Source organism: Ralstonia nicotianae, from assembly GCF_018243235.1.
In the GTDB taxonomy this organism is placed as follows: domain Bacteria; phylum Pseudomonadota; class Gammaproteobacteria; order Burkholderiales; family Burkholderiaceae; genus Ralstonia; species Ralstonia nicotianae.
In genome coordinates this window covers 253,259-276,886 of the sequence record NZ_CP046675.1, presented here as the reverse complement: position 1 = coordinate 276,886, position 23,628 = coordinate 253,259, and the positions used below count along the sequence as shown (strand labels likewise).

Annotated in this window: 22 protein-coding genes; 9 read left to right on the top strand and 13 right to left on the bottom strand. The window is 68.6% G+C overall.

Translation table 11 applies throughout. The annotated features are described in order from the left end of the window. The first annotated feature begins 239 nt into the window (after positions 1 to 239). Both GO999_RS17705 and GO999_RS17700 read left to right on the top strand, forming a co-directional pair. Complete coding sequence (locus tag GO999_RS17705; protein WP_023470060.1) at positions 240 to 1,472, top strand: sterol desaturase family protein; 1,233 nt, start codon at positions 240 to 242, stop codon at positions 1,470 to 1,472. Between the two features lie 7 nt (positions 1,473 to 1,479). Beyond that, positions 1,480 to 1,998, top strand: a complete 519-nt coding sequence (locus GO999_RS17700; protein ID WP_016724847.1) for a cupin domain-containing protein — start codon at positions 1,480 to 1,482, stop codon at positions 1,996 to 1,998. 530 nt (positions 1,999 to 2,528) lie between these two features. Here GO999_RS17700 and GO999_RS17695 read toward each other — a convergent pair. The 6 genes from GO999_RS17695 to GO999_RS17670 form a co-directional block, all read right to left on the bottom strand. Further along, positions 2,529 to 3,335 carry an aspartate dehydrogenase gene (locus GO999_RS17695; RefSeq protein ID WP_058908042.1) on the bottom strand — a complete coding sequence of 269 codons (807 nt, stop codon included), beginning with the start codon at positions 3,333 to 3,335 and terminating at the stop codon, positions 2,529 to 2,531. Between the two features lie 915 nt (positions 3,336 to 4,250). Next, positions 4,251 to 4,730, bottom strand: a complete 480-nt coding sequence (locus GO999_RS17690; protein WP_016724851.1) for a hypothetical protein — start codon at positions 4,728 to 4,730, stop codon at positions 4,251 to 4,253. A 112-nt stretch (positions 4,731 to 4,842) separates the two neighbouring features. Further along, the gene (xopAP, locus tag GO999_RS17685; RefSeq protein WP_023470062.1) at positions 4,843 to 6,192 is read right to left on the bottom strand and encodes a XopAP family type III secretion system effector; all 1,350 of its coding nucleotides are present in this window, start codon (positions 6,190 to 6,192) and stop codon (positions 4,843 to 4,845) included. Between the two features lie 217 nt (positions 6,193 to 6,409). Next, a complete protein-coding gene (locus GO999_RS17680) occupies positions 6,410 to 6,970 on the bottom strand; it encodes an FMN-binding protein (RefSeq protein WP_016724853.1) in 561 nt (186 codons plus the stop codon). A gap of 31 nt (positions 6,971 to 7,001) precedes the next feature. Next, positions 7,002 to 8,369: a putative porin gene (locus GO999_RS17675; protein ID WP_016726984.1), complete on the bottom strand. Its 1,368-nt coding sequence runs from the start codon at positions 8,367 to 8,369 to the stop codon at positions 7,002 to 7,004. A 25-nt stretch (positions 8,370 to 8,394) separates the two neighbouring features. Beyond that, complete coding sequence (locus GO999_RS17670) at positions 8,395 to 9,762, bottom strand: cytochrome-c peroxidase (RefSeq protein ID WP_172833530.1); 1,368 nt, start codon at positions 9,760 to 9,762, stop codon at positions 8,395 to 8,397. Positions 9,763 to 10,512: 750 nt separating this feature from the next. Here GO999_RS17670 and GO999_RS17665 point away from each other — a divergent pair. Further along, entirely contained in the window at positions 10,513 to 10,713 is a 201-nt protein-coding gene (locus GO999_RS17665) for a hypothetical protein (protein WP_011004014.1), read from the top strand. A gap of 16 nt (positions 10,714 to 10,729) precedes the next feature. Here GO999_RS17665 and GO999_RS17660 read toward each other — a convergent pair whose 3' ends face one another. Further along, positions 10,730 to 11,257, bottom strand: a complete 528-nt coding sequence (locus GO999_RS17660; protein ID WP_211907046.1) for a surface-adhesin E family protein — start codon at positions 11,255 to 11,257, stop codon at positions 10,730 to 10,732. 63 nt (positions 11,258 to 11,320) lie between these two features. Further along, entirely contained in the window at positions 11,321 to 12,193 is an 873-nt protein-coding gene (locus GO999_RS17655) for a D-amino-acid transaminase (RefSeq protein WP_028854250.1), read from the bottom strand. A 162-nt stretch (positions 12,194 to 12,355) separates the two neighbouring features. Here GO999_RS17655 and GO999_RS17650 point away from each other — a divergent pair, with 162 nt between their 5' ends. From GO999_RS17650 to GO999_RS17635, 4 genes are all read left to right on the top strand, one after another. Further along, positions 12,356 to 12,880 carry a GNAT family N-acetyltransferase gene (locus GO999_RS17650; protein WP_211907045.1) on the top strand — a complete coding sequence of 175 codons (525 nt, stop codon included), beginning with the start codon at positions 12,356 to 12,358 and terminating at the stop codon, positions 12,878 to 12,880. Positions 12,881 to 13,211: 331 nt separating this feature from the next. Continuing rightward, a complete protein-coding gene (locus tag GO999_RS17645) occupies positions 13,212 to 13,814 on the top strand; it encodes a DUF1326 domain-containing protein (protein ID WP_011004010.1) in 603 nt (200 codons plus the stop codon). Between the two features lie 53 nt (positions 13,815 to 13,867). After that, positions 13,868 to 14,680, top strand: coding sequence for a DUF2182 domain-containing protein (locus tag GO999_RS17640; protein ID WP_211907044.1), 813 nt, complete (start codon positions 13,868 to 13,870; stop codon positions 14,678 to 14,680). Positions 14,681 to 14,687: 7 nt separating this feature from the next. Further along, on the top strand, positions 14,688 to 15,599 hold the full coding sequence (locus GO999_RS17635; RefSeq protein WP_211907043.1) for a DMT family transporter: 912 nt from the start codon (positions 14,688 to 14,690) through the stop codon (positions 15,597 to 15,599). Between the two features lie 44 nt (positions 15,600 to 15,643). Here the strand turns inward: GO999_RS17635 and GO999_RS17630 are convergent, their stop codons facing one another. Then, positions 15,644 to 16,840 carry a cytochrome P450 gene (locus GO999_RS17630; RefSeq protein ID WP_071012021.1) on the bottom strand — a complete coding sequence of 399 codons (1,197 nt, stop codon included), beginning with the start codon at positions 16,838 to 16,840 and terminating at the stop codon, positions 15,644 to 15,646. Positions 16,841 to 17,283: 443 nt separating this feature from the next. On the opposite strand from GO999_RS17630, the gene GO999_RS17625 reads away from it, so the two are divergent. Next, positions 17,284 to 17,604 (top strand): hypothetical protein, encoded by a 321-nt coding sequence (locus tag GO999_RS17625; RefSeq protein ID WP_011004006.1) that lies wholly within the window; start codon positions 17,284 to 17,286, stop codon positions 17,602 to 17,604. Positions 17,605 to 17,698: 94 nt separating this feature from the next. Here GO999_RS17625 and GO999_RS17620 read toward each other — a convergent pair whose 3' ends face one another. From GO999_RS17620 to GO999_RS17605, 4 genes are all read right to left on the bottom strand, one after another. Next, the gene (locus GO999_RS17620) at positions 17,699 to 18,442 is read right to left on the bottom strand and encodes an ABC transporter ATP-binding protein (RefSeq protein ID WP_020830211.1); all 744 of its coding nucleotides are present in this window, start codon (positions 18,440 to 18,442) and stop codon (positions 17,699 to 17,701) included. Between the two features lie 11 nt (positions 18,443 to 18,453). Further along, complete coding sequence (locus GO999_RS17615) at positions 18,454 to 20,280, bottom strand: branched-chain amino acid ABC transporter ATP-binding protein/permease (RefSeq protein WP_071012026.1); 1,827 nt, start codon at positions 20,278 to 20,280, stop codon at positions 18,454 to 18,456. A 4-nt stretch (positions 20,281 to 20,284) separates the two neighbouring features. Then, complete coding sequence (locus GO999_RS17610) at positions 20,285 to 21,337, bottom strand: branched-chain amino acid ABC transporter permease (protein WP_019719411.1); 1,053 nt, start codon at positions 21,335 to 21,337, stop codon at positions 20,285 to 20,287. A gap of 162 nt (positions 21,338 to 21,499) precedes the next feature. Continuing rightward, positions 21,500 to 22,375: an IclR family transcriptional regulator gene (locus GO999_RS17605; protein ID WP_023470192.1), complete on the bottom strand. Its 876-nt coding sequence runs from the start codon at positions 22,373 to 22,375 to the stop codon at positions 21,500 to 21,502. Positions 22,376 to 22,656: 281 nt separating this feature from the next. On the opposite strand from GO999_RS17605, the gene GO999_RS17600 reads away from it, so the two are divergent. Further along, on the top strand, positions 22,657 to 23,616 hold the full coding sequence (locus tag GO999_RS17600) for an MBL fold metallo-hydrolase (RefSeq protein WP_011004001.1): 960 nt from the start codon (positions 22,657 to 22,659) through the stop codon (positions 23,614 to 23,616). The last annotated feature ends 12 nt before the right edge of the window (positions 23,617 to 23,628 follow it).

Here is a 23,628-nt window from a genome sequence, read left to right as displayed (position 1 = left end):
GGCGGCCGGCTGTCGCGGCCGGCCCGCCGCGAGGTCGGCTGGCGCAGGATCACCAGAAAAACGCCGGCGCCCCCGGAAAGATTTCCATCCGTTCACAAAGAAGGGCGGCGATGGGGCTAACATGCTGCCTTTCGCGACCATGCAACGAAGCCGCGACTGCAGGCGCCGGGCGTCCGGCTCGCCCGGGCCGCGCAGCAGGCCATCTTCAAAATCAAAAACAACAGGAACGGGGCCGCCCCATGACTCAACAACCTCAACCCTCCACGACACCGCCTGAACCGACCGGACAGGAGCACCAACCCGCCCTCCTCCGCGTGGCCGACGCCACCGTGCGCGACGCCAACCAGCTGCTCAACAGCAGCGGCAACCTGGTGTTCGGCAACGGCCTGATCGCCACCATCCTGGCGCTGGTGCTGGGCTTCCTGTGCCTGCTGGGGGTGATGGCGTTCCACTTTCCGCAGTACCTGACAACGCCGGAGCTGCGCCATGCGTACTCGGTGGACGTGATGCGGCAGATCCTGTTCTTCTCGCTGCTGGTGTCAGGCGGCCTGGCGCTGGCCAATATCGTGCTGGACAACCGCCGGCGGCTGAACGCCCTGGCCTTCGCGTTCGTGCTGGCGGCCGTGGCGCTGGGCGGCTCGCGCGTGCAGGTGGGCAATTTTCCGGATCACACGCCGTACATCGGGCTCGACTGGTTCATCCTCGACCTGCTCGGCTCGACCGTGATCTTCGTGCTGCTGGAGAAGCTGTTCCCGCTCTACAAGAAGCAGCCGGTGTTCCGCCCCGAATGGCAGACCGACATGGTGCACTTCGCGGTCAACCACTTCATCGTGGGGCTGGTGCTGCTGGTGGTGAACTTCCTGATCCACCGCGTGTTCGGGTGGATGGTCAACGCCGGGTTCCAGCAGATGGTGCAACAGATCTGGTTCGTGCCGCAGCTGCTGCTGTGCATGCTGGTGGCGGACCTGATGGAATACGTCACGCACCGCGCGTATCACGAGGTGCCGTTCCTGTGGCGCTTCCATGCCGTGCACCACAGCGTCAAGACGATGGACTGGCTGGCCGGCTCGCGCCAGCACATCCTGGAGCTGATCGTGACGCGGGTGGCGGTGCTGGGGCCGCTGTTCGTGCTGGGATTCGACAAGTCGGTGGTGGACACCTACATCATCATCGTGGGCTTCCAGGCGGTGTTCAATCACGCCAACGTGCACCTGCCGTGGGGGCCGCTGAAGTACATCTTCGTGACGCCGGACTTCCACCACTGGCATCACTCGTCGGAAGACGAGGCCATCGACAAGAACTACGCGGCGCATTTCGCCTTCATCGATTACCTGTTCGGCACGGCGGTGAAATCGAAAAAGGCTTTCCCTGAAAAGTACGGCGTGGTGGGCGACTACATGCCTGACGGCTTCGTCAATCAGCAGCGTTTTCCGTTCCGTCGCACTCCGACCCATCCGGCCACTCCGACCTGAGCCCGCCATGCCCATCGTGCCCGCCGCGCAGCGCCTGATCGACCGCCTCGGCCTGGAGCCGCACCCGGAAGGCGGCTTCTATCGCGAGACCTATCGCAGCGAGGAACGCATCCATCGGGGCGTCCCGGCCGTCGAGCGCACGGCCTGCACCGCCATCTACTACCTGCTCGCCGAGGATGCGTATTCCGCCTGGCACCGCATCCGGTCGGATGAGCTGTGGCATTTCCATGCTGGGGACCCGCTCAACGTGTACGTGCTCGAGGACGGCGGGGCTGTCACGACACACCGCCTTGGACACGCGGTCGAGGACGAGCGGTCGACGTACCAGGCGATGGTGCCGGCGGGCCGCTGGTTTGCGGCGGAACGCGTCGCCGGTGCGCACGGCTACACGCTCGTGGGCTGCACCGTCGCGCCTGGGTTCGAATTCAGCGAATTTGCGCTGGCGGAAAGCCGCGCACTGCTGGAGAGTCATTCTGCACATGGCGATTTGATCCTGAGATTGGCAGCGGAATCGTCCAGGCGCTGACCGGCCGCGCTCAGCACCACACGACGTTCTCGTAGCCGACCGTGCGGCGATAGATTTGGCGCCCGTGCCATGTGCTGTATTCCATATAGGCGCAGGTCAGAATGACGATCCAGGTGGCTGTGGCTGACATGATTTCCTCCCGCTCTACCGTGGCGCCGATGCGTGTCTGACCGGCACATCTGCAGTCTATGAAGAGGCGGCGCAAAACCATTGCCCGAGCAGTGATGGTTCTCCGGCCCTATTCCCGGAGCTGATGCCTGGAGGAATTCTGGGCGTCACTTCCCGCGCGATCGGGGAGACTGGAAGCCGCTCAGGCGCCGACCATGACCGCCCCACCGGGCCAGCAGCGCGTCGCGATGCTGATGCCGGCGGCGCGGCTGTCGGCCTTGCTGCGGACCGCTCCACGGCAGGGCTGGACCGTGGAGCATGCCTACGACTACTGACGAAGCGGGCCGAAGTGGACACCACGGGCGCCAGCCTCACGCACCCGCGATGCCGCCATCCGCAAGACGCATGGCACGCCGCCCGGCTCAGATGGAAACGGCATGCGCGCGGTTGCCCAGCGCGCGCACCACGCTGAACACCGTCAGCGCCGATGTCTTGGGATTGGCCGCCAGCGGCTTGCCGCGCATGATCAGCTCGAAGCCGCCGAACGCGCCGCGCGCTTCCACGTGGTGGATGTTCTCGTCGATGGTCGGGTCGGCCAGCAGCCTGACGTGGGTGCGCTCCATGCCGAGTCCGGCCAGCGCCAGCGTGGCCGCCACGTTGGCGTTCTTGGGGAACAGCAGCGCCGCATCGCTGGCCTTGCCCTCGAAGATCACGGTCGTCCGGTCCAGCGCATCGAGCTCGAACTGCCGCTCGGCCGGCGTGCCCTTCCATGCCCGGGGCGGCTTGCGGCCCGTGTAGACCACGGCATCCAGACCGCCCACGCGCGCCGCCGCCAGCGCATCGATGGCGCCGATGGCGCCCGACAGCAGCTGCATCTGCGCATGGCCGCGACGCGCCGCCGCCTCCAGCCGTTCGGCCAGGCCGGGCTCGGACAGCGCGCCCACCGACACGACCAGGCAGTCGATGCCCTGCTCAAGGGCCGGCACGACATGCTCCCGCAGCGCGTCATGGCCGGCGCACTCGACCAGCAGATCGGGGCGATCCGCCTGGGCAGGCAAGCGGGTCATCACCCGCGTCCGCGGCGCGAACGGCGCAATGGCGGCCCGCGCCCTGTCCATGCCGTGCTCGGGCACGATCACGGTGTCGAAGCAGAGATCGGGGTCGCTCTTGAGCAGCTCCAGCACGCCCTGCCCGATCGCCCCGCAACCGACCATCGATACATGCAGCATCTTCAGCTCCTTTTGCTGTACCACCGTTGTCCGGCTCAAGCCTCGAGCCCCTGCTGGCTATTCTTGATGACACCGTACCCTTTGTCAGGTCTCGGCACGATGATGGGATCGGCCCAGGCCCGGCGGCGCTGCGATGGAAGGGGGAAATGCGCGATGCCGGACCGTTCACCGTCGCACCCGGCCACCGGCGCGTGCGGGGGCTCGCGGGAGTCGAGGCAGCGCTGCAAGGTCACCTGCGTGACACGTCCGGGAGCGCCGTGTCGCCCGCGCGGCCATAGAAGACGTTGCAGCCGTCCCGGCACGGGTTCCCCTCGGCTGCGCGCAGCGAATCGGGACGCGACCGGGTGCGTGACACCCGTTGGACTACGGTCATGGGAACGCGCCGTCCTGCCCATGCGCGATCGCTCGCTGTCGTGGCAGGCACCGCCTACATCGGCGGGGTGCCCCAGGTGTGACCCGGGGGCGGGTAATTACCTATGCATGCCATTGCCGCTCGAAAGTTAGACGAAAGCATGCAGACCATACAGTGCATCCATTGCTTGGCGTTGTTATTTTCCGCATGTGCACGGCAGTCATCGACACAGACGGGGATGGTCGGGTGCCAGGCAAGCCTTCCGGCCGTGATCGTAGCCGGGGGCCGGGGTGGTCCGATTGGGGAATCCGGACCACGTACTGCCGGCCCAGCAGTTCAATCGATCGGTCTTTCCTGCTGTCAACCCTTCCGGCCCGCCTCCTGGCGGGCTTTTTTCTTGGTCCGCCGCCCGGTCGTGCCGTCAGCCGGTCACCGGCCGCGGGCTGAAGCGCTCCGGCCCCACCCCACCGCCAGCACGATGCCGAACGCTGCCGCGTTCGCCGCGCGCGCACCACTTGCTGCTGCGCGAGGCGGATTGGGGATTGAGGACGACCGCGCCGCCACTACATCTGGAACGCCGACGCAGCCTTGCGCCGTCTGCGGCCGATCGCGATATGCACCCACAGGGCGATGCACACCGCCAGCCCCGCCACCCAGTGCAGCACCTCCGCACACTGGCGCGGCAACTCGCCATTGACGTAGTACAGCGCGTAGCCCGTCACCACCAGCAGCACCGTCAGCCCGCCGAACACCGCGCCCGCCGCGCGGTTGCGCCGCCGCACCCAGGCGTTGCGGATATGCGGGCCCCACAGCATCCCGAACAGGTAGAGGCTGGCCATGGCCGCGGCACCATGCAGCTTCATGCTCCAGGCCAGCACCGCCCCGCCCTCGCCGCCGTCATCGGTAAAGAAATGCTGGACCAGCCAGGCCAGCCCCGTCAGCAGCAGCACGCCGAACACGCCGTAGACCGTCCAGCGGCGCCGCCGCGTCAGGCGAAAAGCGCTGTCGCGCAGATGATGGGCGAAGCGGGACGGTGCGGACATGGCGGGGTGCGGAGAGGGGTCGGGCGGTTGAACCGGCGAGTATACGCGGTCGCTCTGCGCGGGCCGGAGCTCCAAGCAACCGGATCGCACCCGTTGGCCTGCCACCTGCGACTCACGCGCCGGAACGCCTCGGCGGCCCGCCTGCCCCGGACGCGCACTGCCCCGGCGCACCGTCAACCAGCGACAGGAAGAAGCGTCGACGGGACATGCGCAGCGCCTCGGCACCCGGCCCGGGTTTCGGGCGGCCGTCGAACAGGCTGTGCAGCGCCGCATCGCTCATGCCGGACGCAATGGCCGTCTTCCACAGCGACAGCTCGTGATTGAGCGAGAGATTGACCCGGCTGGCCGCCTCGTCGTTGTACGTAACGATGCGGACGCCGCCACGCGCTTCGGCAGCATAGGTGCCGCCCCGGCCGCGATGCGTGCCGTCGGCCCAGTCCGGGTGCTGCATGAAGAGCGGCACAGACTGGATCGGGTCCATGTTGCGCGTGAACTGGCGCAGCGTGAAGCGCAGTGCGCCTTCCTGGGGCCCGGCCAGGCTTGCCAGGGCGCGGCGGTAGGTGTCTTCGACACCTTTGAGCCCCAGGCGCGGCGGGTTGAAGGCGTAGGTGCTGACCTTGCCGTGCGCGCCGCTCGTACCGAGGAAATTGGCAATATCGAAGCTCGCCAGCGTCGCCACGACCGCGCCCAGGCTGTGGCCCACCACGGACACCGACAGCGGTTGCCGCCGTTCCCGTGCCGCGGCCGCGTAGCCGGCCAGGATCTCCGCCATGTGCTGGCCGTCGCCGCGCCGCGCAAGCGCCTCGGCCTGCCAGCGCTCCTGCCAGCCCGCACCCACGTGGCCCAGTTGGGGCAGCCGGCGGTCGAGCGGATTGATGTGCGGGTGCGCCATCTGGCTCTTGAGATCGCACAGCAGATCGTCCGCCTCTTCCATGCGGGTTCCCGAGAACGCCACCACGACCGCCTGCACGTCATGACGCGACGCGCTCTCCCAGCATTTGAGGGTGGGCGAGGACATCTCCGCGGCAAACCGCAACTGGCCGACATCGGAGACCTTCCCGAGATCCGCCGTGTAGGCTTCGCCGGCGCATGCGCGCATGCATTCGAGCACCTCGCGGCGCCTGGCATCCAGGTTGCCGGTGCCCGGGCGCGGACGGGCCAGGCCCGGCGTCAGGTCCACCTGGCGCAGCGCGCTGGCCAGATCGACGCGCACCGGATCAATCGTCCTCACCCGGTCGGCGGCCATGCACTCGGAACTGGCGCGGATGACCACGGCACGCCGCGATGCCGGCCTGGCCGTGGCGTAACTGCGCAGATCATCCAATGAGGCGGCGCGCCGAGGTGGCGTCCGTGTCGGCGAGTCAAATGCCGATGCCGGCACCTGCGCGGTCGCGACAGGATGGGCAGGCGAGACGTCATCCGGCAGCCGAAACAATGTGCCGGTGGAGAAGGAGCGAAGCATGGGGCGGTCAAAGCAGCATCGGGAACATGGCATGGCCCGCGGGTGCGCTCTTCGGAACCGGCAGGCGAACGATGCACGCAATCTACGTGCATCCCGCAGCCTCGCCGGCACGCGAGGACGAAGCGCCATCCACGGCTGCGAAGACCCGCATGACCGGGCAGCCCGACGCCGCGCCGGCCCAATCGGCGAGCGGCCCGGCGGCAGGTCGCCCTGGGGACTAGCCCTTCACCAGCGCCAGCTGCGCCAGCACGGCGATGCGCCGGATGCCATCCGTCAAGTGCGTGCACGACAGCGTGGCACCGCTGATGTTGTTGATGTCCTCGCCGACACGCAGCGCCGACCGGGCCGATTTGCCGGTGAACTGCGCGCGCCACGGCTTGTTGCGCACCTCGTAGCCGTGGCTCTCGCGGTACGCGAGGATTTCCACGTCGACGATCTCGCCGGCCGGGCTCAGGCCGACCGCGTAGTTGATCAGCTCGAACTTGCCGATCACCGCATCGGTCACGACATAGCCCAGCGGCTTGCCGCCCTGCACTGCCCGCCAGACACGCCACGCGCCGGCACGCGGCGGGCCGCCGGCGCGGTCGGCCAGCTGCTTGAGCTGATCGGCGGACAGCGCGAGCGCCACCGGCTCGAACGCTGCGGCATCAGGAAAGATCGTCTTCTGGGCATCGGCAACGGTCATGTAGTCCGCCGCATACGCCCGGGTCACGACCACGCCCGGCGCGCCGACGGCAGCGGCGCAGACCAGGACGACGGGAACCGGCTGGTAACGCATGGCACCTCCCTCCACTCGACTCGGCTGAGAATTAGAACGACACACCCAGGCCCAGATCGACGCGCGAGAAATCGCGGTTCTGCGTGAAGCGCTGGTAGTCGATCTTGAACACCACGTTCGGATTCAGGTAGAAGTTTGCGCCGATGGTGTAGACCGTGTCGGACAGCGACGGCCAGCCGGCGGGCGACGTGAAGCCCGGCGCCAGGCCCTCGTACTTCGAGCCCATGTTGTAGCGCTCATAGCGGACGAACGGCGCCAGGCGGTAATCGCCCTTCTGCCACACGTTGTAGGCGGCCTGCAGGAACCAGCCGTAGAACGCCGCCGGCATCGGGTTGGCCGCGCCCGGGTTCTGCAGGTTGACCGTAGCGGTATTGCTGAACGTGCCGTACGCATACAGGGCGGACAGATCCCACTTGCCCGGCGTCCAGCGGGCGTGCGCTTCGTACAGGGTGGCGCGCTGATCGGGCAGCGGCGCCTCGGTGCTCGCGCGGCTGCTCTTGCCGGTGAAGACCGAGCCGCCCAGCGTCACGCCGGGGATGCCCGTGTAGTTGAGCGCCACGTACTGCGACAGGTTCCTGGCGTTGGCCAGCCCCAGCTCCTGGTGCGACGTCTGCATCGGGGCGCTGCCGTTGTTCTGCATTTCCAGTGCAGAGCTGAACAGCGGGTTCTCCGGGTTGAAGTTCCACTTGGCCAGATCCAGGCCGGTGGTCAGGCCCACGTTCCAGTTCAGGCCGAAATCGGTATCGCCGTACAGCGACAGGCCGCCTTCGCGCCAGGTGCTCGGAATGATCAGCGTCTCGACAAAGTTGCGATGCACGCCGTAGTAGTTGGTCGGCTCGTGGTTGCGGTTGATGAAGCCCGCCGGAATCAGGAACAGACCCGCGTTCAGGCCCACCTTGTCGGTCAGCTTGTGCTCGATGTAGAACTGCTCGACCTCGAACTCGCCCGCATCGGACGACGAGGCGATCGCATGCTCGATCTCGAACTCGGAGTTGAAGCGGGTCTTGTCGTTGAATCGGTAGCCGATGCCGAACACGGCGCGCGCCAGGTCCATCTTGGTGTCGTCGGTGTTACGGGTCGGGCGGCTGTAGTTGGCCTCGCCGTAGCCCCACAGCGTGAGGTTGTCCAGCGGCGAGGGCCTGGCCTGCGCCAGCTGCGCGGTCTGCTGCACGTTCTGCAGGTCGGCGCCCTGCTGCGCCTGGGTCTTGGCCTGCGTCTGCTGCTGCGAGGCCAGGGCGGCGTTCTGCGCGCGCACGTCCTTCAGTTCGGCCCTGAGCGCTTCGATCTGCGCGGCCATCGCGTCGAGCTTCTGCTCGAGCTGCTGGGTGGTGGCGGCCTCGGCCGCGCCGGCCCCCATGAGGGCGATGACGGCCGCGGCCGACAAGGCGGTTCGCTTCATTGTGTGGCTCCCTGGTGTGATCGGATTATCTGGATGGGCTCGCCTTGGCGGCCGTGGCTCCGGCCGCCGGGACGGATTGGATGCGCGCGGCCGCCACGCTGTCGGCCGTCGACGACTGGCACTGCGCCGGCACGTTGTAGGCGGACGGATTGGCCGGGTCGAACCCGTCGGTCAGCGCGCACAGGAAATGCACCACGTCGCTGATCTCCTGGCTCGTCATCGACGGGGCGGCGGCCGGGTTGTACGGCACTTCCAGCACGTTCACGTTGGCGTCGAAGGCGACCGGCAGGTCGTTGTACGGCACGTCGGGTGTGCCGTCGGCCTTGACGTACCAGCGCCCCGGGTCGGTATCGCGCGTGACGTACCAGGCCACCACCTGGTCCAGCGTCTGGAACACGCCGTTGTGGAAATACGGCGGCGTGCGCGCGATGTTGCGCAGCGTCGGCACCTTGAACTGGCCGCACGTCGCGCCGCCCACGCGGAAGTCGGTGCGCAGCGGGCCGCAGAGGCCGAGGTCGTAGTAGCTGTAGTTGGGGGCGCCGAGCGCCAGGCCGTTCTTCGGCACGTAGGGCAGCGTGGTGCCTTCTTGGTTGGCGGCGAGGCTCCAGTTGCGCGGAATGCCGACGTTGTCGTACGTGAAGTCGGTAAACAGCGCGGGCGTGCCGCCGGTGCGCGACGAGACATGGCACGCGTTGCAGTTGCCCTTGGTCGGGTTGTTGAACAGCAGCAGGCCGCGCATCTCCGAATCCGTAAGCGTGGCCTTGCCGGCCAGGTACGTGTCGTACTTGCTGTCGAAGGTGTGGAAGCCCGGGTCTTCGGCCTGGTAGGCGGCCAGTGCGCGACCGATGCTCTGCATCGCCGTTGCGCTGTCCTGGATGCCCGCCTTGGTGAACACGGCCGTGAGCTGATCGAGGTACGGCCGCGTCAGCAGCGACTTGAGGACGTCGTCCGCCGAGCCATTGGCCATCTCGAATGCGTTGGTGAACGGCTGCTGCGCCTGGTCCATCAACGACGGCGAGCGGCCGTCGCGGAAGAAGCCGCCGGAGGCCGTGCCGGTGCCGTCGACCTGGAAGTTCGGGGTGAACGAAGCGTAGTTCAGCGACGGCGCGTTGCGCAGCCCGGGCAGGTCGGCATTCGGCCCGCCGATCGACACGGCCAGGTTGTTCGGGTCGGTGAAGGCGCGCGCCGGATCATGGCACGACGCGCACGATTGCTTGCCCGAGGCCGACAGCGCCGGGTCGAAGAAGATCGCCTTGCCGACCTGCGCCATCGGCGACAGGGCCGCCGCCGCCGCCGCGGTGCTGCCGGAACCACCGCTGTCCCCGCCCCCGCCGCATGCGCTGACCATGGCCGCGCAAGCGAGCCCTCCCGCGATGCGCCATGCGACCCGCATCGCACGGCGCGCGGTGGCGCCGTCTCCTCCTCGTTCTTTTTCTGGCATTTCCCTGAAGCGAACCCTGGCTGAAGCGCATGTAAGCGCTCAAATTAATGGGAATAGGAACAATTCTCGTTCGCATTCTAAGGGAACTGTCAGGAAAAATCCTTGGATTTGTGAAGGAGCCGTGTATACCCCGACCCGGCCGTTGCAGGCCGGCACCCACGGCAGGAGACCATGGCGCATCCGACGCCGCCATCGAATCGGCGGCCGGTCAGCCCGCTGGTGGGCGCGCCGATGCGCGAGCGCCGCACGAGCCTCGCCGTTGTGCGGACAGTGCATGTGTGAGCGCCGCGCGGATGGCGGCACGAAGGGATGGCGGCCACCGGCTACCGCCGCACCGGCCCAGGCGGGCAACGAACTGCATCCACCGTTTTGCCGATGCCGTGGCGTCCGGCGACGGGCCGGCTGTCATGCCCCGGTTTCGCCTGGACCTGCGGTATTGCGCGGGACCGCGGCCTGACGCGCTCGGGCGGGCGGCTCCCATATGACTCGAGGATTACATCGAACCGCCGATCCAGCCGGAAACCCCAATGCCCAAGCAGGAAATCCGCACCCTACGCAAACGTTGACGTGCATGCGGTCCGCTGCAATCATCACCCGCCGGCCACCATGACCTGGCCCAGGCCGGACGCATCGGGCCGGATGGCGTCACGCGCGCTGCCCCGGTCCTCACAAACCAAAAAAAGAACGCACAGGGACAGCACGATGAAAAGCAAGATCGTGGTCTACGGACCGCTGTACGGCAAGTGGTATGCGATCCTGGTCGACAACGGCGTCGCCGCGGAATCGCGTCAGTTCGGGTCTTACGAGGCGGCGGCCGACTTCGCCTCGCGCCAGTACCCCGATCTCGAACAGGAGCGGCAGCCCTACGCCCGCGGCCGCGAAGAGGCGGAAGCGCCGGCGTGACAGCGCCATGGCGCCGTCAGCGGGGCGGCGCGCAGAAGCGGCCGGCGATCCAGTCGAACACGCTGCCCTCGCGCAGGACGCGGCTTTGCGCATCGTTGCCGTAATGGATCTGGTAGAGGGGCTTGCCGGTGGCGTTGCGGGCACGGTAAAGCGTCTGCGCGATCACCGTGTAGGAGCGGTGCGCGCAATCCAGCACCACCTGCTTGACCGACGAGCGGATCGGCTGGCCATCGGCGGTCTTGATGGTGAAATCCGGCAGCACATTGCGCAGCAGCCGGAACGACACGGTGGGGGCCTCGGCGTCCGCCCCGGCCGGCGGCTTGACCGACTGGCGATCGAGATACGACTCCACGCCGTTCACACCGACGAAGCGGCGCCAGCGGACATCCGTGCCGCCCGGCTCGGGCGCGGGTGCGCTCGCCGCCGCCTGCATCCCCTCACGTGTCGACGACGCCTGGGCGAACGCCGGCACCGATACCCACTGCGCGGCCGCCAGCACGGCCGCCGCGATGGCGCCTTGCCGGCGCCAGCCTCCTGTCTTCATGGAACGGACTCGCCTTGTACCCATCAGCCCGGCGATTCTACCGGCTGAACGCACGCCGTGGCGTCAGAGCTGCTCTGCGGGCTCGGCGGTCTCCACGCCGGCAAAGCGCAGGTACAGCGTGCGCAGTGCGCGCGTGAGCGGGCCCGGCTGGCCGTCGCCCACCGGTACGCCATCGATGGAGATGACGGGCATCACGAAGGTGGAAGCGCTGGTGAAGAACGCCTCGGCCGCCTGCTGCGCTTCCTGCACGGTGAAGGTGCGCTCCTCCAGCACCAGGCCGTGCTCGCGTGCCAGCGCCATCACCGAGACACGCGTGATGCCGGGCAGCACCGCATTCGACAGCGGACGCGTGATCAGGCGCTTGTCGGTGGTGATGATGAAGGCGGTGGACGAGGCGCCCTCGGTCACGCGGTCGCCGTCGGTCATCCAGGCTTCGCTGGCGCCGGCGCGGGCGGCCACCTGCTTGGCCATGACCTGCGGCAACAGCCCGACGCTCTTGATGTCGCAGCGCTTCCAGCGCAGATCGGGCACCGTCACCACCGCCGCGCCCTTGCGCGCCAGCGGGCTGTCGACGATGGACTTGACCTGCGTGAACGCCACCGCCGTGGGCGCGATCTGCGCGGGGATGCCGAAGTCGCGCTCGGCCGCGCCGCGCGTGACCTGCATGTACACCACGCCCTCTTCCAGGCCGTTGCGCGCGATCAGCTCCTCGCACACGCGCGTCCATTCGGCATCGGTGTACGGGTTGTCGATGCCGATCTCGGACAGCGAGCGCGTCAGGCGCGCGAGGTGGGCGTCGTTGTCGACCAGCTTGCCGCGTGCCACGGCGGTCACTTCGTAGATGCCATCGGCAAAGGTGAAGCCGCGGTCCATGATGGAGACGGTGGCCTCGGCGGCCGGCACGTATTGGCCGTTCAGGAAGACGATTCGGGACATGCTGGAAGAAGGATTCGGGACTCGGCGGGACCGCCCCGCCAACGAGCCGACAGGATACTTGCGTACCGTTGCCGGTGGCCAGGCCCGCCCACGTTATGCGCAAACGGCATGATGCCTGCGTGCCTCGGGTAGACTCGGCGGCATTCCCGACGCCCCCGCCCCATGTCCGACGTCACGATCCGCCCCGTCACCGATGCCGACCTGCCCGGTGTGCTGGCCGTGCAGCAGGCCTGCTACGGCAACGCGCTGCTGGAACCGACCGAAGCGCTCGCCAGCCGCTGGGCGCGCAGCCCGGCACTGTGCCTCGTCGCCCTGCATGGCACTCAGGTGGTCGGTTACCTGCTCTCACATGCATGGCACGCATGGGCGCCGCCGAAGCTGCACGTGCCGCTGCCGCCGGCCGAAGCCACGCACGCCGACCGCGTCTGGTTCGTGCACGACATGGCGATCGCGCCGGCCGGACGCGGGCAGCGGCTCGGCGAGCGGCTCCATGCCGCGGCCGGCGCGGCGGCGCGGGCGCAGGGCCTGCGCCGCTCGCGCCTAGTGGCGGTGCAGGGCGCGGATGCATTCTGGCGCCGGCTCGGCTATCGGCCCGCAAGCGCCGATGCTGCGCAACAGCAAGCGTTGCACGCCGTCTATGGCGACGATGCCCAACTGATGGAGCGGACAGCATTCGCGCGAAGTTGATGCACGCCTGAACGCGGCATTGAACACCGCACGCAACGATGCCGTAACACCCGTGAAACAATGCCGCCCAAGCCCGCCTCGACAGGGATGCGGCGCCCGGCGCGGTGTCCTTGCTTACCAGGAGCCGCTTCCTAGAATGGGGACATGGCGCGCCGCTGTCAGGTTGCGGGGCTGCTACGTCCGCTTGTCGTCGATACGGCCGGCTGTCCGCTCCTTCCGTACCTCCATCCGGGCGAAGCCCCGATGCTGGCCACTGCTTTGCTCCAGGCCGGCATCTCTCCGCATGGCGCGCAACGCCCGTCGTTCGTCAACTGCGCCCGTGGAGGAAACAATGAGCTATCAACTTGAAGGCCGGCTGCTCGAGGTCTGCAACTGCCGTGTCCTGTGTCCGTGCTGGATCGGCGAAGACCCCGATTTCGGCACCTGCGACACGATCGTCGCCTGGCACATGGACCAGGGCACGATCGACGATGTCGATGTGGCCGGCACCACGATCGCCGCCGTCGCGCACGTCCCCGGCAACATCCTGGAAGGCAACTGGACCGCCGCGATCTACATCAACGACACCGCCTCCGACGCGCAGGAAAAAGCGCTGCTCAAGGTCTACACCGGCGAGGCCGGCGGACCGATCGCCGATCTGGTGAAGCTGATCGGCAAGGTCGTGTCGGTCGAGCGCGCGCCGATCACGTTCGACATCGTCGGCGCGAAGGGCACGCTCAAGATCGGCACCGACTACCACGCGGAACTCGAACCCTACGTCGGCCCGAGCGGCGCGCAGACCACGCTGTCCGACACCGTGTTCTCGACGGTGCCCGGCGCGCCGGTGTTCGTCGGCAAGGCGCCGGTCTACCGCTCGAAGAACGCGACGATCGGCATCGACGTCAACCTCAAGAACCACAACGCCCTGCAGAGCACCTTCCGGTTCGAAGCCTGACCGCCACAGCGCGCGCGGCCCCGGCCGCCAGCGTGCCCGGCGCCGCGACGATCATGCCCGCCGCCTCACGTCATCAGCGCGTCTTCCTGCCCGTGCTGGGCGGGCTGGTGACGCTCGCCTGGGCCACGCTGTGGCTGTGGACGCGCAGCCCCTACGGACGCTATCTCGACCATGGCGACTGGACGGCATCGGGACCGGCGGCCTGGCTGTGCAGTGCGGTCCCGGGCGGTTCGCTGGTCGTGCCGGCGGCGCTCTATGCGCTGGCATGGACGCTGATGACCCTGGCGATGATGCTGCCGACCACGCTGCCGCTGTTCCAGGCCTTCGACCGCGTGGTCGCGGGGCGAGCGGATCGCGTGCGCCTGCTGCTCCTGCTGGGCGCCGGCTACGTGGCCGCATGGAGCGCCTTCGGCCTGCTCGCGCACGGCCTGCACGCGCTGCTTCTAGCCTGGGTCGCGCGGGTGCCGATGCTCAGCTGGCACGGCTGGCTGATCGGGGCCGCCACGCTCGCCGGGGCCGGCGCGTTCCAGTTCAGCACGCTGAAGCATCGCTGCCTCGACCAGTGCCGCACGCCGCTGAGCTTCGTCATCAGCCACTGGCGCGGCCGCGCCCGGGAGCGGCAGGCGTTCGCGCTGGGCCTGCGCCACGGGCTGTTCTGCGTCGGGTGCTGCTGGGCCCTGATGCTGCTGATGTTCGTCGTGGGCGCCGGCAGCCTCGGCTGGATGCTGGCGCTCGCCGCCCTGATGGCCATCGAGAAAAACGTGTCATGGGGACGGCGGCTGTCCGCGCCGCTTGGCGTGGCGCTGCTGGCCGGGGCGGTGCTGCTGGCCGCGGCGCATGTCTGGGGCGTGGGCCCCATCGCGTGAGGCCGGCATGGATTCGGCCAGCGACGGACGGCTCGCCCTGCGCACGGTGCTGCTCACCAGCATCACCATGGTGGCGTTCGCCTCCAACTCGCTGCTGTGCCGGCTGGCGCTGCAGCACGCGAGCATCGATGCGGCGAGCTTTTCCAGCATCCGGCTGGTCTCGGGCGCCGTCACGCTTGCCGTTATCGCGCGGGCCGGCTCGGGCGGCACGCCGCCGGCGCGGGCGGACTGGCCCGCCGCGGCCATGCTGTTCGTCTATGTCGCGTTCTTCTCGTTCGCGTATCTCACCCTCAGCGCGGGCACGGGTGCGCTGATCCTGTTCGGCGCGGTGCAGCTCACCATGCTGGGCGCGGGCCTGCGCGCGGGCGAACGGTTCGAGCCGCTCGGCTGGCTGGGCTTTGTGCTGGCGCTGGGTGGGCTGGTGTATCTGGTCTCGCCCGGCGTCACGGCGCCGACGCCGCTGGGCGCGGCGCTGATGGCCGTCGCCGGCGTGGCCTGGGGCGTGTATTCGCTGCGCGGCCGCGGACAGGCCAATCCGCTGGCAGCCACTGCCGGCAATTTCCTGCGCGCGGCGCCCATGGCGCTGGCCTTGAGCGCGCTGCTGCACAGCCGCGCCCACGCCAGCCCGGCCGGCATCGCGCTGGCGCTCGCCTCGGGCGCGGTCACCTCGGGCATCGGCTACGTGATCTGGTATGCGGCCCTCAAGGGGCTATCGGCGATCCGTGCGGCGGCCGTGCAGCTGTCGGTGCCGCCGGTCGCCGCGTTCGGTGCGGTGCTGTTCCTGGGCGAGCTGCTGACGCCGCGCCTGGCCACCGCGTCCGCCGCCATCCTGGGCGGCATCGCACTGGTGCTGGCAAGCCGCACGCAGCGCCGGCGCGCAGCCGCACCGCTCGATCCGGGCCAGACGACCAAGCCCTAGGCGCCAAGGCCGGATCGCCTCGCCGCAAAGCGGCAGCCCTGGCGTTACCAGGCCGCCATCAGCGCGTTGACGCCCCGCAGGTTGCCCCGCTGGTTCCAGCTCAGCTGGTCGAGATTGGTGAGGCGCAGATTCGGCAGGCGCTCGAACAGCGCGCCCAGCGCGGATTCGAGCTCGATCAGCGCGAGCCGATACCCGAGGCAATGATGGATGCCCGCGCCGAACGTCTGCAGACGCCCCTGCTGCCGGCCGATATCGAGCTGGTCCGGATCGGTGAACTGGGCCGGATCGCGATTGGCGGCACCGAGCATCAGGAACACCGTCGTACCGCGCGGCAGCACCTCGCCTTCGACTTCGACGTCCTCCATCGCCGCGCGGATCGTGACCTGCACCGACCCGTCGTAACGCAGGCATTCCAGCACCGCGTTCGGCATCCGCGACGGCTCGCGCTTGAGCAGGTCGAGCTGCTGCGGATTGCGATGCAACGCGATCAGCGCATTGCCGATCATGTTGGACGTGGTCTCGTGGCCGGCGATGAACAGCAGGATCACGTTGGACACGATTTCATCGTGCGTCAGCGTCTCGCCGTTTTCCTCGGCGCGCATCAGCATCGAAATCAGGTCGGTGCCGGGCTGCGCGCGGCGGGCCTCGATCACCTTCGTGAAGTATTGCGCGAGGTCTTCGTAGGCGGCGCTCGTCTCCACCAGCGCATCGGCGCTCATCGGCGCCGGATCGAACACCTTGGCGAGCTTGCTCACCCCCACGCCCAGCGCCATGGCATCGTCGATATCGAGGTCCATCATCTGGCAGATGATCCGCACGGGAAGGGGGAAGGCGAATTCCGCGACGAGATCGGCCGACGGCTTCTGCTCGAAGTCGTCGATCAACTGATGCGCGGTGGCCGTGGCGACCTCGCGCATCGATTCGATCTGCCGCGCGTTGAACACCTGCATCATCAGGCCGCGCAGGCGCGTGTGCATGGGCGGATTGAGCATCAGGAACATCCGGCTGAACCCCTGGAACAGCGGCATGTTGGGGCCTTCGTCGCCGTATCGCAGGCGGATGCTCTCCATGTAGCTCTTGCCCATCTGCCGGTTGTGCAGCAGGGCGTCGACGATGCTGTAGTGCCCCGTCATCAGCGCATTCGGCCCGATGCGCACGAAGGGGCCCTGCGAGCGAAGCGTCTCGTACAGGGGATAGGGATTCTCGAGGAACGACGGGGTGGACAGATCGGCGAGTTTCATAAAGCCAGGATTGGGGGGGACGGGTGAACGGAGGTTTGCAGTCTAGGCAATCGGAATCCGATCGCTACCATGCTGCACTCAGCAAGATGCGGGAACCATCAGCCTGCTTCGCAATCGGCGCCGGCGGTGCGGCCACCGGCGGCGGCAACGGCAGCCGATGCCCGGCGAACCGGGCCGGAACGGCAATCACGCGCCCGCTCCGCCTCGGTCCGGAGCCGGCAACGAGCATAGGCGATGCCCCCGCTCCCGGAGTACAAAAAACCTCATCTGCGGCGCGGCGCGTCATCCAAGCGCAAGACACGGACCGCGATGAAGCCGATGCTGCCCACGGAACGGCCGGATACCGACGCCCCGCCGTTACATCTCGTTACGCCCGTATACCTTCTGTAAGACCGCGCCAGCACCACTCCGCTAGAGTGCAATCGCAGTCGAGGAGTCTCATCATGCAGAAGCTATTTGCGCTGTGCGCGCTGGCCGCCGCCGCCGTGCTGCCGTCTCAATCCGCCCTGGCCCGCGTTGACGTGGGGATCGGCATCGGTCTTCCGGGGCCGGTCTATGTGGCCCCCGCCCCTGTGTATGCGCCGCCGCCCGTGATCGTCGAGCCGCAGCCGGTCATCGTCGCGCCGGCCCCCGGCTATTACTACGACGACTGGCAGGCCCGCGCCTGGCGAGAGCAGCAATGGCGCGAACAGCGCTGGCGCGAGCGCGAGTGGTGGAAGCACCACCGCCACGGCCGCCACGATGACGACGACGATGACGAGTGAGCCGCCGCGCGGCCGTGTCGTCCCGGCTCGCGTGCCGACGGCACCGGCGAGCCATCCCCGGCCGGCGGCTGCGCGATGCCGCTGAGCGGCCGCCCTACGCCGCCTTCTTTGCCAGCCCCAGGTAAGTCTCGATCACGCGCGGGTTGACGGCCAGCTCGCGCGCCGGCCCTTCGAGCGTCATGTCGCCGGTCTCCAGCACGTAGCCGTAGTCCGCCACCTGCAGCGCCGCGCGCGCGTTCTGCTCGATCAGCAGCGTCGCCACGCCGGTGCTGCGCAGGTTGCTGATGATGTGGAAGATCTCCTTGACGATCAGCGGCGCGAGGCCGAGGCTGGGCTCGTCGAGCATCAGCAGCTGCGGCTTGGCCATCAGCGCGCGGCCCACCGCCAGCATCTGGCGCTCGCCGCCGGAGAGCGTGCCGGCCTCCTGCCGGCGCCGTTCCTTCAGGCGCGGAAAGAGCGGGTAGACCACGTCCATCTGGTCCAGGTAGTTGCGCTCGCCGGCGCGCTTGCGGCGGTAGGCGCCGAGCACGAGGTTGTCTTCCACGCTCATGGTGGCAAACAGTTCGCGCTTCTCGGGCACCAGGCACATGCCGCGCGCCACGCGCTTTTCCACCGGCAGGCCGGCCAGGTTGTGGCCGAGGTAGGACACCACGCCGTTGGCCGACCCCGAGATCGGCAGCGCGCCCATGATGGCGCCCAGCATGGTCGACTTGCCCGCGCCGTTCGGCCCGATCACGGTGACGATCTGGCCGGCGCCCACCTTCAGGCTGGCGCCGTGCAGCGCCTCCACCTTGCCATAGCGGACGTGCAGGTCCGTGACTTCGAGGATGATCGACATGCCCACTCTCCTTATTCCACGCCGCCCAGGTACGCTTCCAGCACCGCCGGATCCCGCTGCACGTCCTGCGGCACGCCCTCGGCGATCCTGGTGCCGAACTCCATCACCACCAGCCGGTCGGTGAGGTTCATGACGAAATCCATGTCGTGCTCGACCAGCAGCACGCTCATGCCCTCGGCCCTGAGCCTGGCCAGCAGCGCGGCCAGCGCCTGCTTCTCCTTGTAGCGCAGGCCGGCGGCGGGCTCGTCGAGCAGCAGCAGCGCAGGATCGCAGCACAGCGCGCGCGCGATCTCCAGGATGCGCTGCTGGCCCAGCGCCAGGCTGCCCGCCTCCTGGTACATGCAATCGGCCAGGCCCACGCGCTCGAGCTGGCAGCGCGCCTCGAACAGCAGCTTCTGCTCTTCGTGCCGGTTCATGCGCGCCACGCTGGCCAGCACGCCGCCCTGCGCCGCGAAATCGCCGCGCAGGTGCGCGCCCAGCGCGACGTTCTCCAGCACGGTCATGCCCGGCAGCAGCTGCACGTGCTGGAAGGTCCGGCCGATGCCGCGCCGGACGATCTCGCGCGAAGGCTTGCCGCTGATGCGCTCGCCGCGATACAGCACCTCGCCGCGCGTGACCGGCAGCACGCCGGTGACCAGGTTGAACGTGGTCGACTTGCCCGCGCCGTTGGGGCCGATCAGGCCGATGATCTCGCCGGCCCTGACCTGGAAGCTGACGTCGTTGACGGCCACCAGCCCGCCGAATTCCTTGCGCACGGCGCGCACGTCGAGGACGAGTTCGCCGGCCCGCGGCTTCTCGCGTTGCCTGAGCGCGGGCGCGTCGGCCGGCGCGCGGGCGGCCGGCGCGGACGGAAACAGCCGGCGGAGAAACGGCCACACGCCGTCGCGCGCGTACTGCAGCAGCAGCACCAGCAGCACGCCGAACACGATGATCTCGAAGTTGCCGGTGGAGCCGAGCAGCTTGGGCAGCAGGTTCTGCAGGCTATCCTTCAGGATGGTCAGCAGGCCGGCGCCGAGCACCGCGCCCCACACGTGCCCCACCCCGCCCACCACGGCCATGAACAGGTATTCGATGCCGTAGTTCAGGCCGAACGGCGTCGGGTTCACCGCGCGCTGCAGGTGCGCGTACAGGAAGCCTGAAATGCACGCCAGAATGGCGGCCGCCACGAAGATCACCACCTTCATCCACGCCGTGTTCACGCCCATCGCCTCGGCCATGGTGCCGCCGCCCTTGAGCGCGCGGATGGCGCGGCCCGGACGCGAATTCAGCAGGTTCTGCACCGCCAGCACGGCCACCACCACCACGGCCCAGATCAGGTAGAACATCTCGCGCCCGGTCTGCAGCGGCTTGCCCAGCAGGTTCAGCACCGGGATGCCGTTCAGCCCGTCGTACTTGCCCAGGAACGCCAGGTTGCCGAACAGGAAGAACAGCGACAGCCCCCAGGCGATCGTCGCCAGCGGCAGGTAGTGGCCCGACATGCGCATCGTGATCAGGCCGATCACGTAGGCGGACGCCGCCGTGATCGCCAGCCCCGCCAGCAGGCCGATCCACGGGGACAGGCCGTATTGCGTGCTCAGGTACGCCGTGCTGTAGGCGCCCAGCCCGACGAACGCCGCCTGCCCGAACGATGTGAGCCCGCCCACGCCGGTCAGCAGCACCAGGCCGAGCGCCACCAGGCTATACAGCCCGATGTAGTTGAGCAGCGTGATCCAGAACTCGGGCGTGGGCAGCACCGGCAGCAGCGCCAGCCCGATCACGAAAGCCGCCGTCAGCAGGCGGTTGCGCGACAGCCAGCCGCGCGGTGCGGCGTTCCCGGAGGCGTTGGTCAGCGTGGTCATCGGCTTATTCCTCCTCTTCGACGTGCCGGGTGGTGAGCGATCGCCACAGCAGCACCGGAAGGATCAGCGTGAACACGATCACCTCCTTGAACGCCGATGCCCAGAACGAGGCATACGACTCCAGCAGCCCCACCAGCAGCGCGCCGGCCGCCGCCACCGGGTAGCTCACCAGCCCGCCGACGATGGCCCCGACGAACCCCTTCAGGCCGATCAGGAAGCCCGACTCGTAGTAGACCGTGGTGAGCGGCGCGATCAGGACGCCGCACAGCGCGCCCAGCGCCGCCGCCAGCGTGAAGGCCAGCCGCCCCGCCTGCGTGGTGCCGATACCGACCAGCCGCGCGCCCAGCCGGTTGACCGCCGTCGCGCGCAGCGCCTTGCCCGAGATCGTGCGGCCAAAATAGAAATACAGCGCGACGATCATCAGCGCCGACACCATCACCACCCACAGGCTCTGCCCTGACACCGTGAGCGCGCCCACGTCGAAGCGCGCATCGGAAAACGCTTCGGTGCGCGAGCCCTCCGCGCCGAACATCACCAGGCCCAGCCCCACCATGGCGAAGTGCACGCCGACGGAGACGATCAGCAGCACCAGCGTGCTCGCTTCGGCCAGCGGCTCGTAGGCGAGGCGGTAGATCATCGGCCCCATCGGGATGACGATCAGCAGCGCCAGCGCCACCTGCACCGGCTGCGGCAGCGTCATCGGGGCCAGCGCGCTGGTTGCGGCAAACACCGCCAGCGGAAACAGCAGGTATTTGGCCGCGTAGATGGCACCGGTGCGTAGCGCATGCCGGCGCAGCTCGGGCTGCAGCAGCGTGCGGCCCAGCTCCGCCACGAAGGTCAGCACGCCCAGCGCCAGCAGCAGGCTGGCCGACAGCGGTGCCCGGTTGGTCTGGATGGCCGCCAGCGTGAGCGCGCCGTAGGCCACGAACTCGCCCTGCGGGATGAAGATCACGCGCGTGACGGAAAACACCAGCACGAGCGCCAGCGCCAGCAGCGCGTAGATCGCGCCCGACGTCACGCCGTCCTGGGCCAGGATGGCGGCAATCGACAAATCCATGGGTCTCCTTTTCCTCGTCGCGGGGGCTGCGCCGGATGCGCAAGCGGGCACCGCGAATGACGGGAGGGTCAGCTTTTTACGACAGAGTGGGCCGGGTGGCAACCCCGGGGGGCCGTTCCCGCATGGCACCCGTGCGCGCCGGATGCCATCGGGGAACGCCCCTCAGCGGCTGCGCCGGCCGCCGGCCCTGGCCGCTGCCGGCACCGGCGAGCGCAGCATCGCGGACAACTGATCGACGAACGCGCGCAGCGTCGTCTCCAGCTCGCCGCCGCGCCCGGCATCGAACAGCGGCTGCAGGTTCAGCGCGATCAGCACCAGCGCCAGCTCGCCGCGCGCGCCGAACACCGGCAGCGACAGCGCGCTCACGCCGGGCAGCAGGCTGCCCGACACCCACGATGCGCCCTCGGCGCGAATCGCTTCGCACAGCCGGTAGTAATCGGTCAGGGAGCGCGGCAGGCCCGGCAAGTCATCGTTGGTGCGCGCGTGCAGTTCGCGCTCCACCAGCGGCAGCGTCTGCTCGATCGGCAGATAGGCGCCGAACAGGCGGCCCGTGGCGGAATTGAGCATCGGCGCCACATCGCCGATGCGCAGGTTCACGCCGGGCGTGCCGCCGGCCTTTTCCCAATGGACCACGGTCGGGCCGCGCTCGCTCCAGACCGCGAGGCCGATGGTGTGGCCGGTGCGGTCGCGCAGGCTGGCGAGCAGCGGGCGGGTGCGGCTGACGGCCTCGACGCGGTTGAGGCCGGCCAGCCCCAGGCGCAGAGCGAAGGGGCCCAGTTCGTAGCGGCTCGTCAGCGGGTCTTGCGAGACCGCGCCGACACGCTGCAGGCTGACCAGATAGCGGTGCGCCTTGGATGGATGCATGCCCGCCGCGCGCGCCAGGTCACCCAGCGCCATCGCGTGCGAGGCCCGCGTGAGCGCGACCAGCAACTGCGCGCCCACCTCGATGGACTGGATGCCGGCGCGATCGCGGCCGGCGGGGGCGTCTTCGGCATCGCCCTGGGGCGGCGCGTCGTGTTCGACTTCGGATGTCTCCATGACCTCGTGGGGCGCGGGTTGGCGGATGGCGGGAGCCGGCAGGTGCGGGGAGCGTAGCACGCCCGGCCCGGCCCACTGATCCCTCTCGTTTTTCCGCATTGTATAAACAATGAATCCATTCATAACTCTCGTATACCCTAGGCGCAGCCGGGGTTTACCGGAACTATGATGACGGCGTCCACCGATGCCCGGTATGGCGTCTGCCCGACCGCGCGTTCCCCGAGCCTGACGACCACCCGAAAATTCCCCCAAACGTAATCCACTACACAAGGATTGACGACATGGCCAAAGCCTTCGCCTCGCAGGCCGACCTCGAGGCCAAACAAGTCACGTTCACCCAGCTCGCCCCCAACGCCTATGCCTACACCGCCGAGGGCGACCCGAACTCGGGCGTCATCATCGGCGACGATTCGGTGCTGATCGTCGACACCACCGCCACGCCGGCGATGGCGCAGGACCTGATCGCCCGCATCCGCGCCATCACCGACAAGCCGATCAAGCACGTCGTGCTGTCGCACTACCACGCGGTGCGGGTGCTGGGCGCGTCGGCCTACTTTGCCGAGGGCGCGCAGAACATCATCGCCAGCCGCGGCACGTACGAGATGATCGTCGAGCGCGGCGAGGCCGACATGAAGTCGGAGATCGAGCGCTTCCCGCGCCTGTTCGCCGGCGTCGAGACCGTGCCCGGCCTGACCTGGCCAACGCTGGTGTTCGAGCGCGAACTGACGCTGTTCCTCGGCAAGCTGGAAGTGAAGATCCTGCACCTGGGCCCGGGGCACACCAAGGGCGACACGGTGGTGTGGATTCCGTCGCAGAAGGTGCTGTTCTCGGGCGATCTGGTCGAGTACGACGCCGCCTGCTATTGCGGCGACGCCCAGCTCGAGGAATGGCCCGCCACGCTGGATGCCCTGCGCGCGCTCGGCCCCGAGCAGCTCGTGCCCGGCCGCGGCCCGGCGCTGCGCAATCCGCGGGAAGTCGACCAGGGCCTGGCCTACACGCGCGACTTCGTCTCGACGCTGCTGGCGCGCGGCAAGGAAGCCGTCGCGCAGAAAATGGACCTGAAGGCCGCCATGGCCCACACCCGCGCGGCGATGGACCCGAAGTTCGGCCACGTCTTCATCTACGAGCACTGCCTGCCCTTCGACGTGACGCGCGCCTACGACGAAGCCAGCGGCATCAAGCACCCGCGCATCTGGACCGCGCAGCGCGACCAGGACATGTGGGCCGCGCTGCAAGGCTGAACCGGCACCACG

What these genes read in the sequence shown, in the direction of transcription:
- GO999_RS17705 (WP_023470060.1), top strand. Translation starts at nt 240, where the DNA reads ATGACTCAACAACCTCAACCCTCCACGACACCGCCTGAACCGACCGGA.
- GO999_RS17700 (WP_016724847.1), top strand. Translation starts at nt 1,480, where the DNA reads ATGCCCATCGTGCCCGCCGCGCAGCGCCTGATCGACCGCCTCGGCCTG.
- GO999_RS17695 (WP_058908042.1), bottom strand. Translation starts at nt 3,335, where the DNA reads ATGCTGCATGTATCGATGGTCGGTTGCGGGGCGATCGGGCAGGGCGTG.
- GO999_RS17690 (WP_016724851.1), bottom strand. Translation starts at nt 4,730, where the DNA reads ATGTCCGCACCGTCCCGCTTCGCCCATCATCTGCGCGACAGCGCTTTT.
- xopAP (WP_023470062.1), bottom strand. Translation starts at nt 6,192, where the DNA reads ATGCTTCGCTCCTTCTCCACCGGCACATTGTTTCGGCTGCCGGATGAC.
- GO999_RS17680 (WP_016724853.1), bottom strand. Translation starts at nt 6,970, where the DNA reads ATGCGTTACCAGCCGGTTCCCGTCGTCCTGGTCTGCGCCGCTGCCGTC.
- GO999_RS17675 (WP_016726984.1), bottom strand. Translation starts at nt 8,369, where the DNA reads ATGAAGCGAACCGCCTTGTCGGCCGCGGCCGTCATCGCCCTCATGGGG.
- GO999_RS17670 (WP_172833530.1), bottom strand. Translation starts at nt 9,762, where the DNA reads ATGCGGGTCGCATGGCGCATCGCGGGAGGGCTCGCTTGCGCGGCCATG.
- GO999_RS17665 (WP_011004014.1), top strand. Translation starts at nt 10,513, where the DNA reads ATGAAAAGCAAGATCGTGGTCTACGGACCGCTGTACGGCAAGTGGTAT.
- GO999_RS17660 (WP_211907046.1), bottom strand. Translation starts at nt 11,257, where the DNA reads ATGAAGACAGGAGGCTGGCGCCGGCAAGGCGCCATCGCGGCGGCCGTG.
- GO999_RS17655 (WP_028854250.1), bottom strand. Translation starts at nt 12,193, where the DNA reads ATGTCCCGAATCGTCTTCCTGAACGGCCAATACGTGCCGGCCGCCGAG.
- GO999_RS17650 (WP_211907045.1), top strand. Translation starts at nt 12,356, where the DNA reads ATGTCCGACGTCACGATCCGCCCCGTCACCGATGCCGACCTGCCCGGT.
- GO999_RS17645 (WP_011004010.1), top strand. Translation starts at nt 13,212, where the DNA reads ATGAGCTATCAACTTGAAGGCCGGCTGCTCGAGGTCTGCAACTGCCGT.
- GO999_RS17640 (WP_211907044.1), top strand. Translation starts at nt 13,868, where the DNA reads ATGCCCGCCGCCTCACGTCATCAGCGCGTCTTCCTGCCCGTGCTGGGC.
- GO999_RS17635 (WP_211907043.1), top strand. Translation starts at nt 14,688, where the DNA reads ATGGATTCGGCCAGCGACGGACGGCTCGCCCTGCGCACGGTGCTGCTC.
- GO999_RS17630 (WP_071012021.1), bottom strand. Translation starts at nt 16,840, where the DNA reads ATGAAACTCGCCGATCTGTCCACCCCGTCGTTCCTCGAGAATCCCTAT.
- GO999_RS17625 (WP_011004006.1), top strand. Translation starts at nt 17,284, where the DNA reads ATGCAGAAGCTATTTGCGCTGTGCGCGCTGGCCGCCGCCGCCGTGCTG.
- GO999_RS17620 (WP_020830211.1), bottom strand. Translation starts at nt 18,442, where the DNA reads ATGTCGATCATCCTCGAAGTCACGGACCTGCACGTCCGCTATGGCAAG.
- GO999_RS17615 (WP_071012026.1), bottom strand. Translation starts at nt 20,280, where the DNA reads ATGACCACGCTGACCAACGCCTCCGGGAACGCCGCACCGCGCGGCTGG.
- GO999_RS17610 (WP_019719411.1), bottom strand. Translation starts at nt 21,337, where the DNA reads ATGGATTTGTCGATTGCCGCCATCCTGGCCCAGGACGGCGTGACGTCG.
- GO999_RS17605 (WP_023470192.1), bottom strand. Translation starts at nt 22,375, where the DNA reads ATGGAGACATCCGAAGTCGAACACGACGCGCCGCCCCAGGGCGATGCC.
- GO999_RS17600 (WP_011004001.1), top strand. Translation starts at nt 22,657, where the DNA reads ATGGCCAAAGCCTTCGCCTCGCAGGCCGACCTCGAGGCCAAACAAGTC.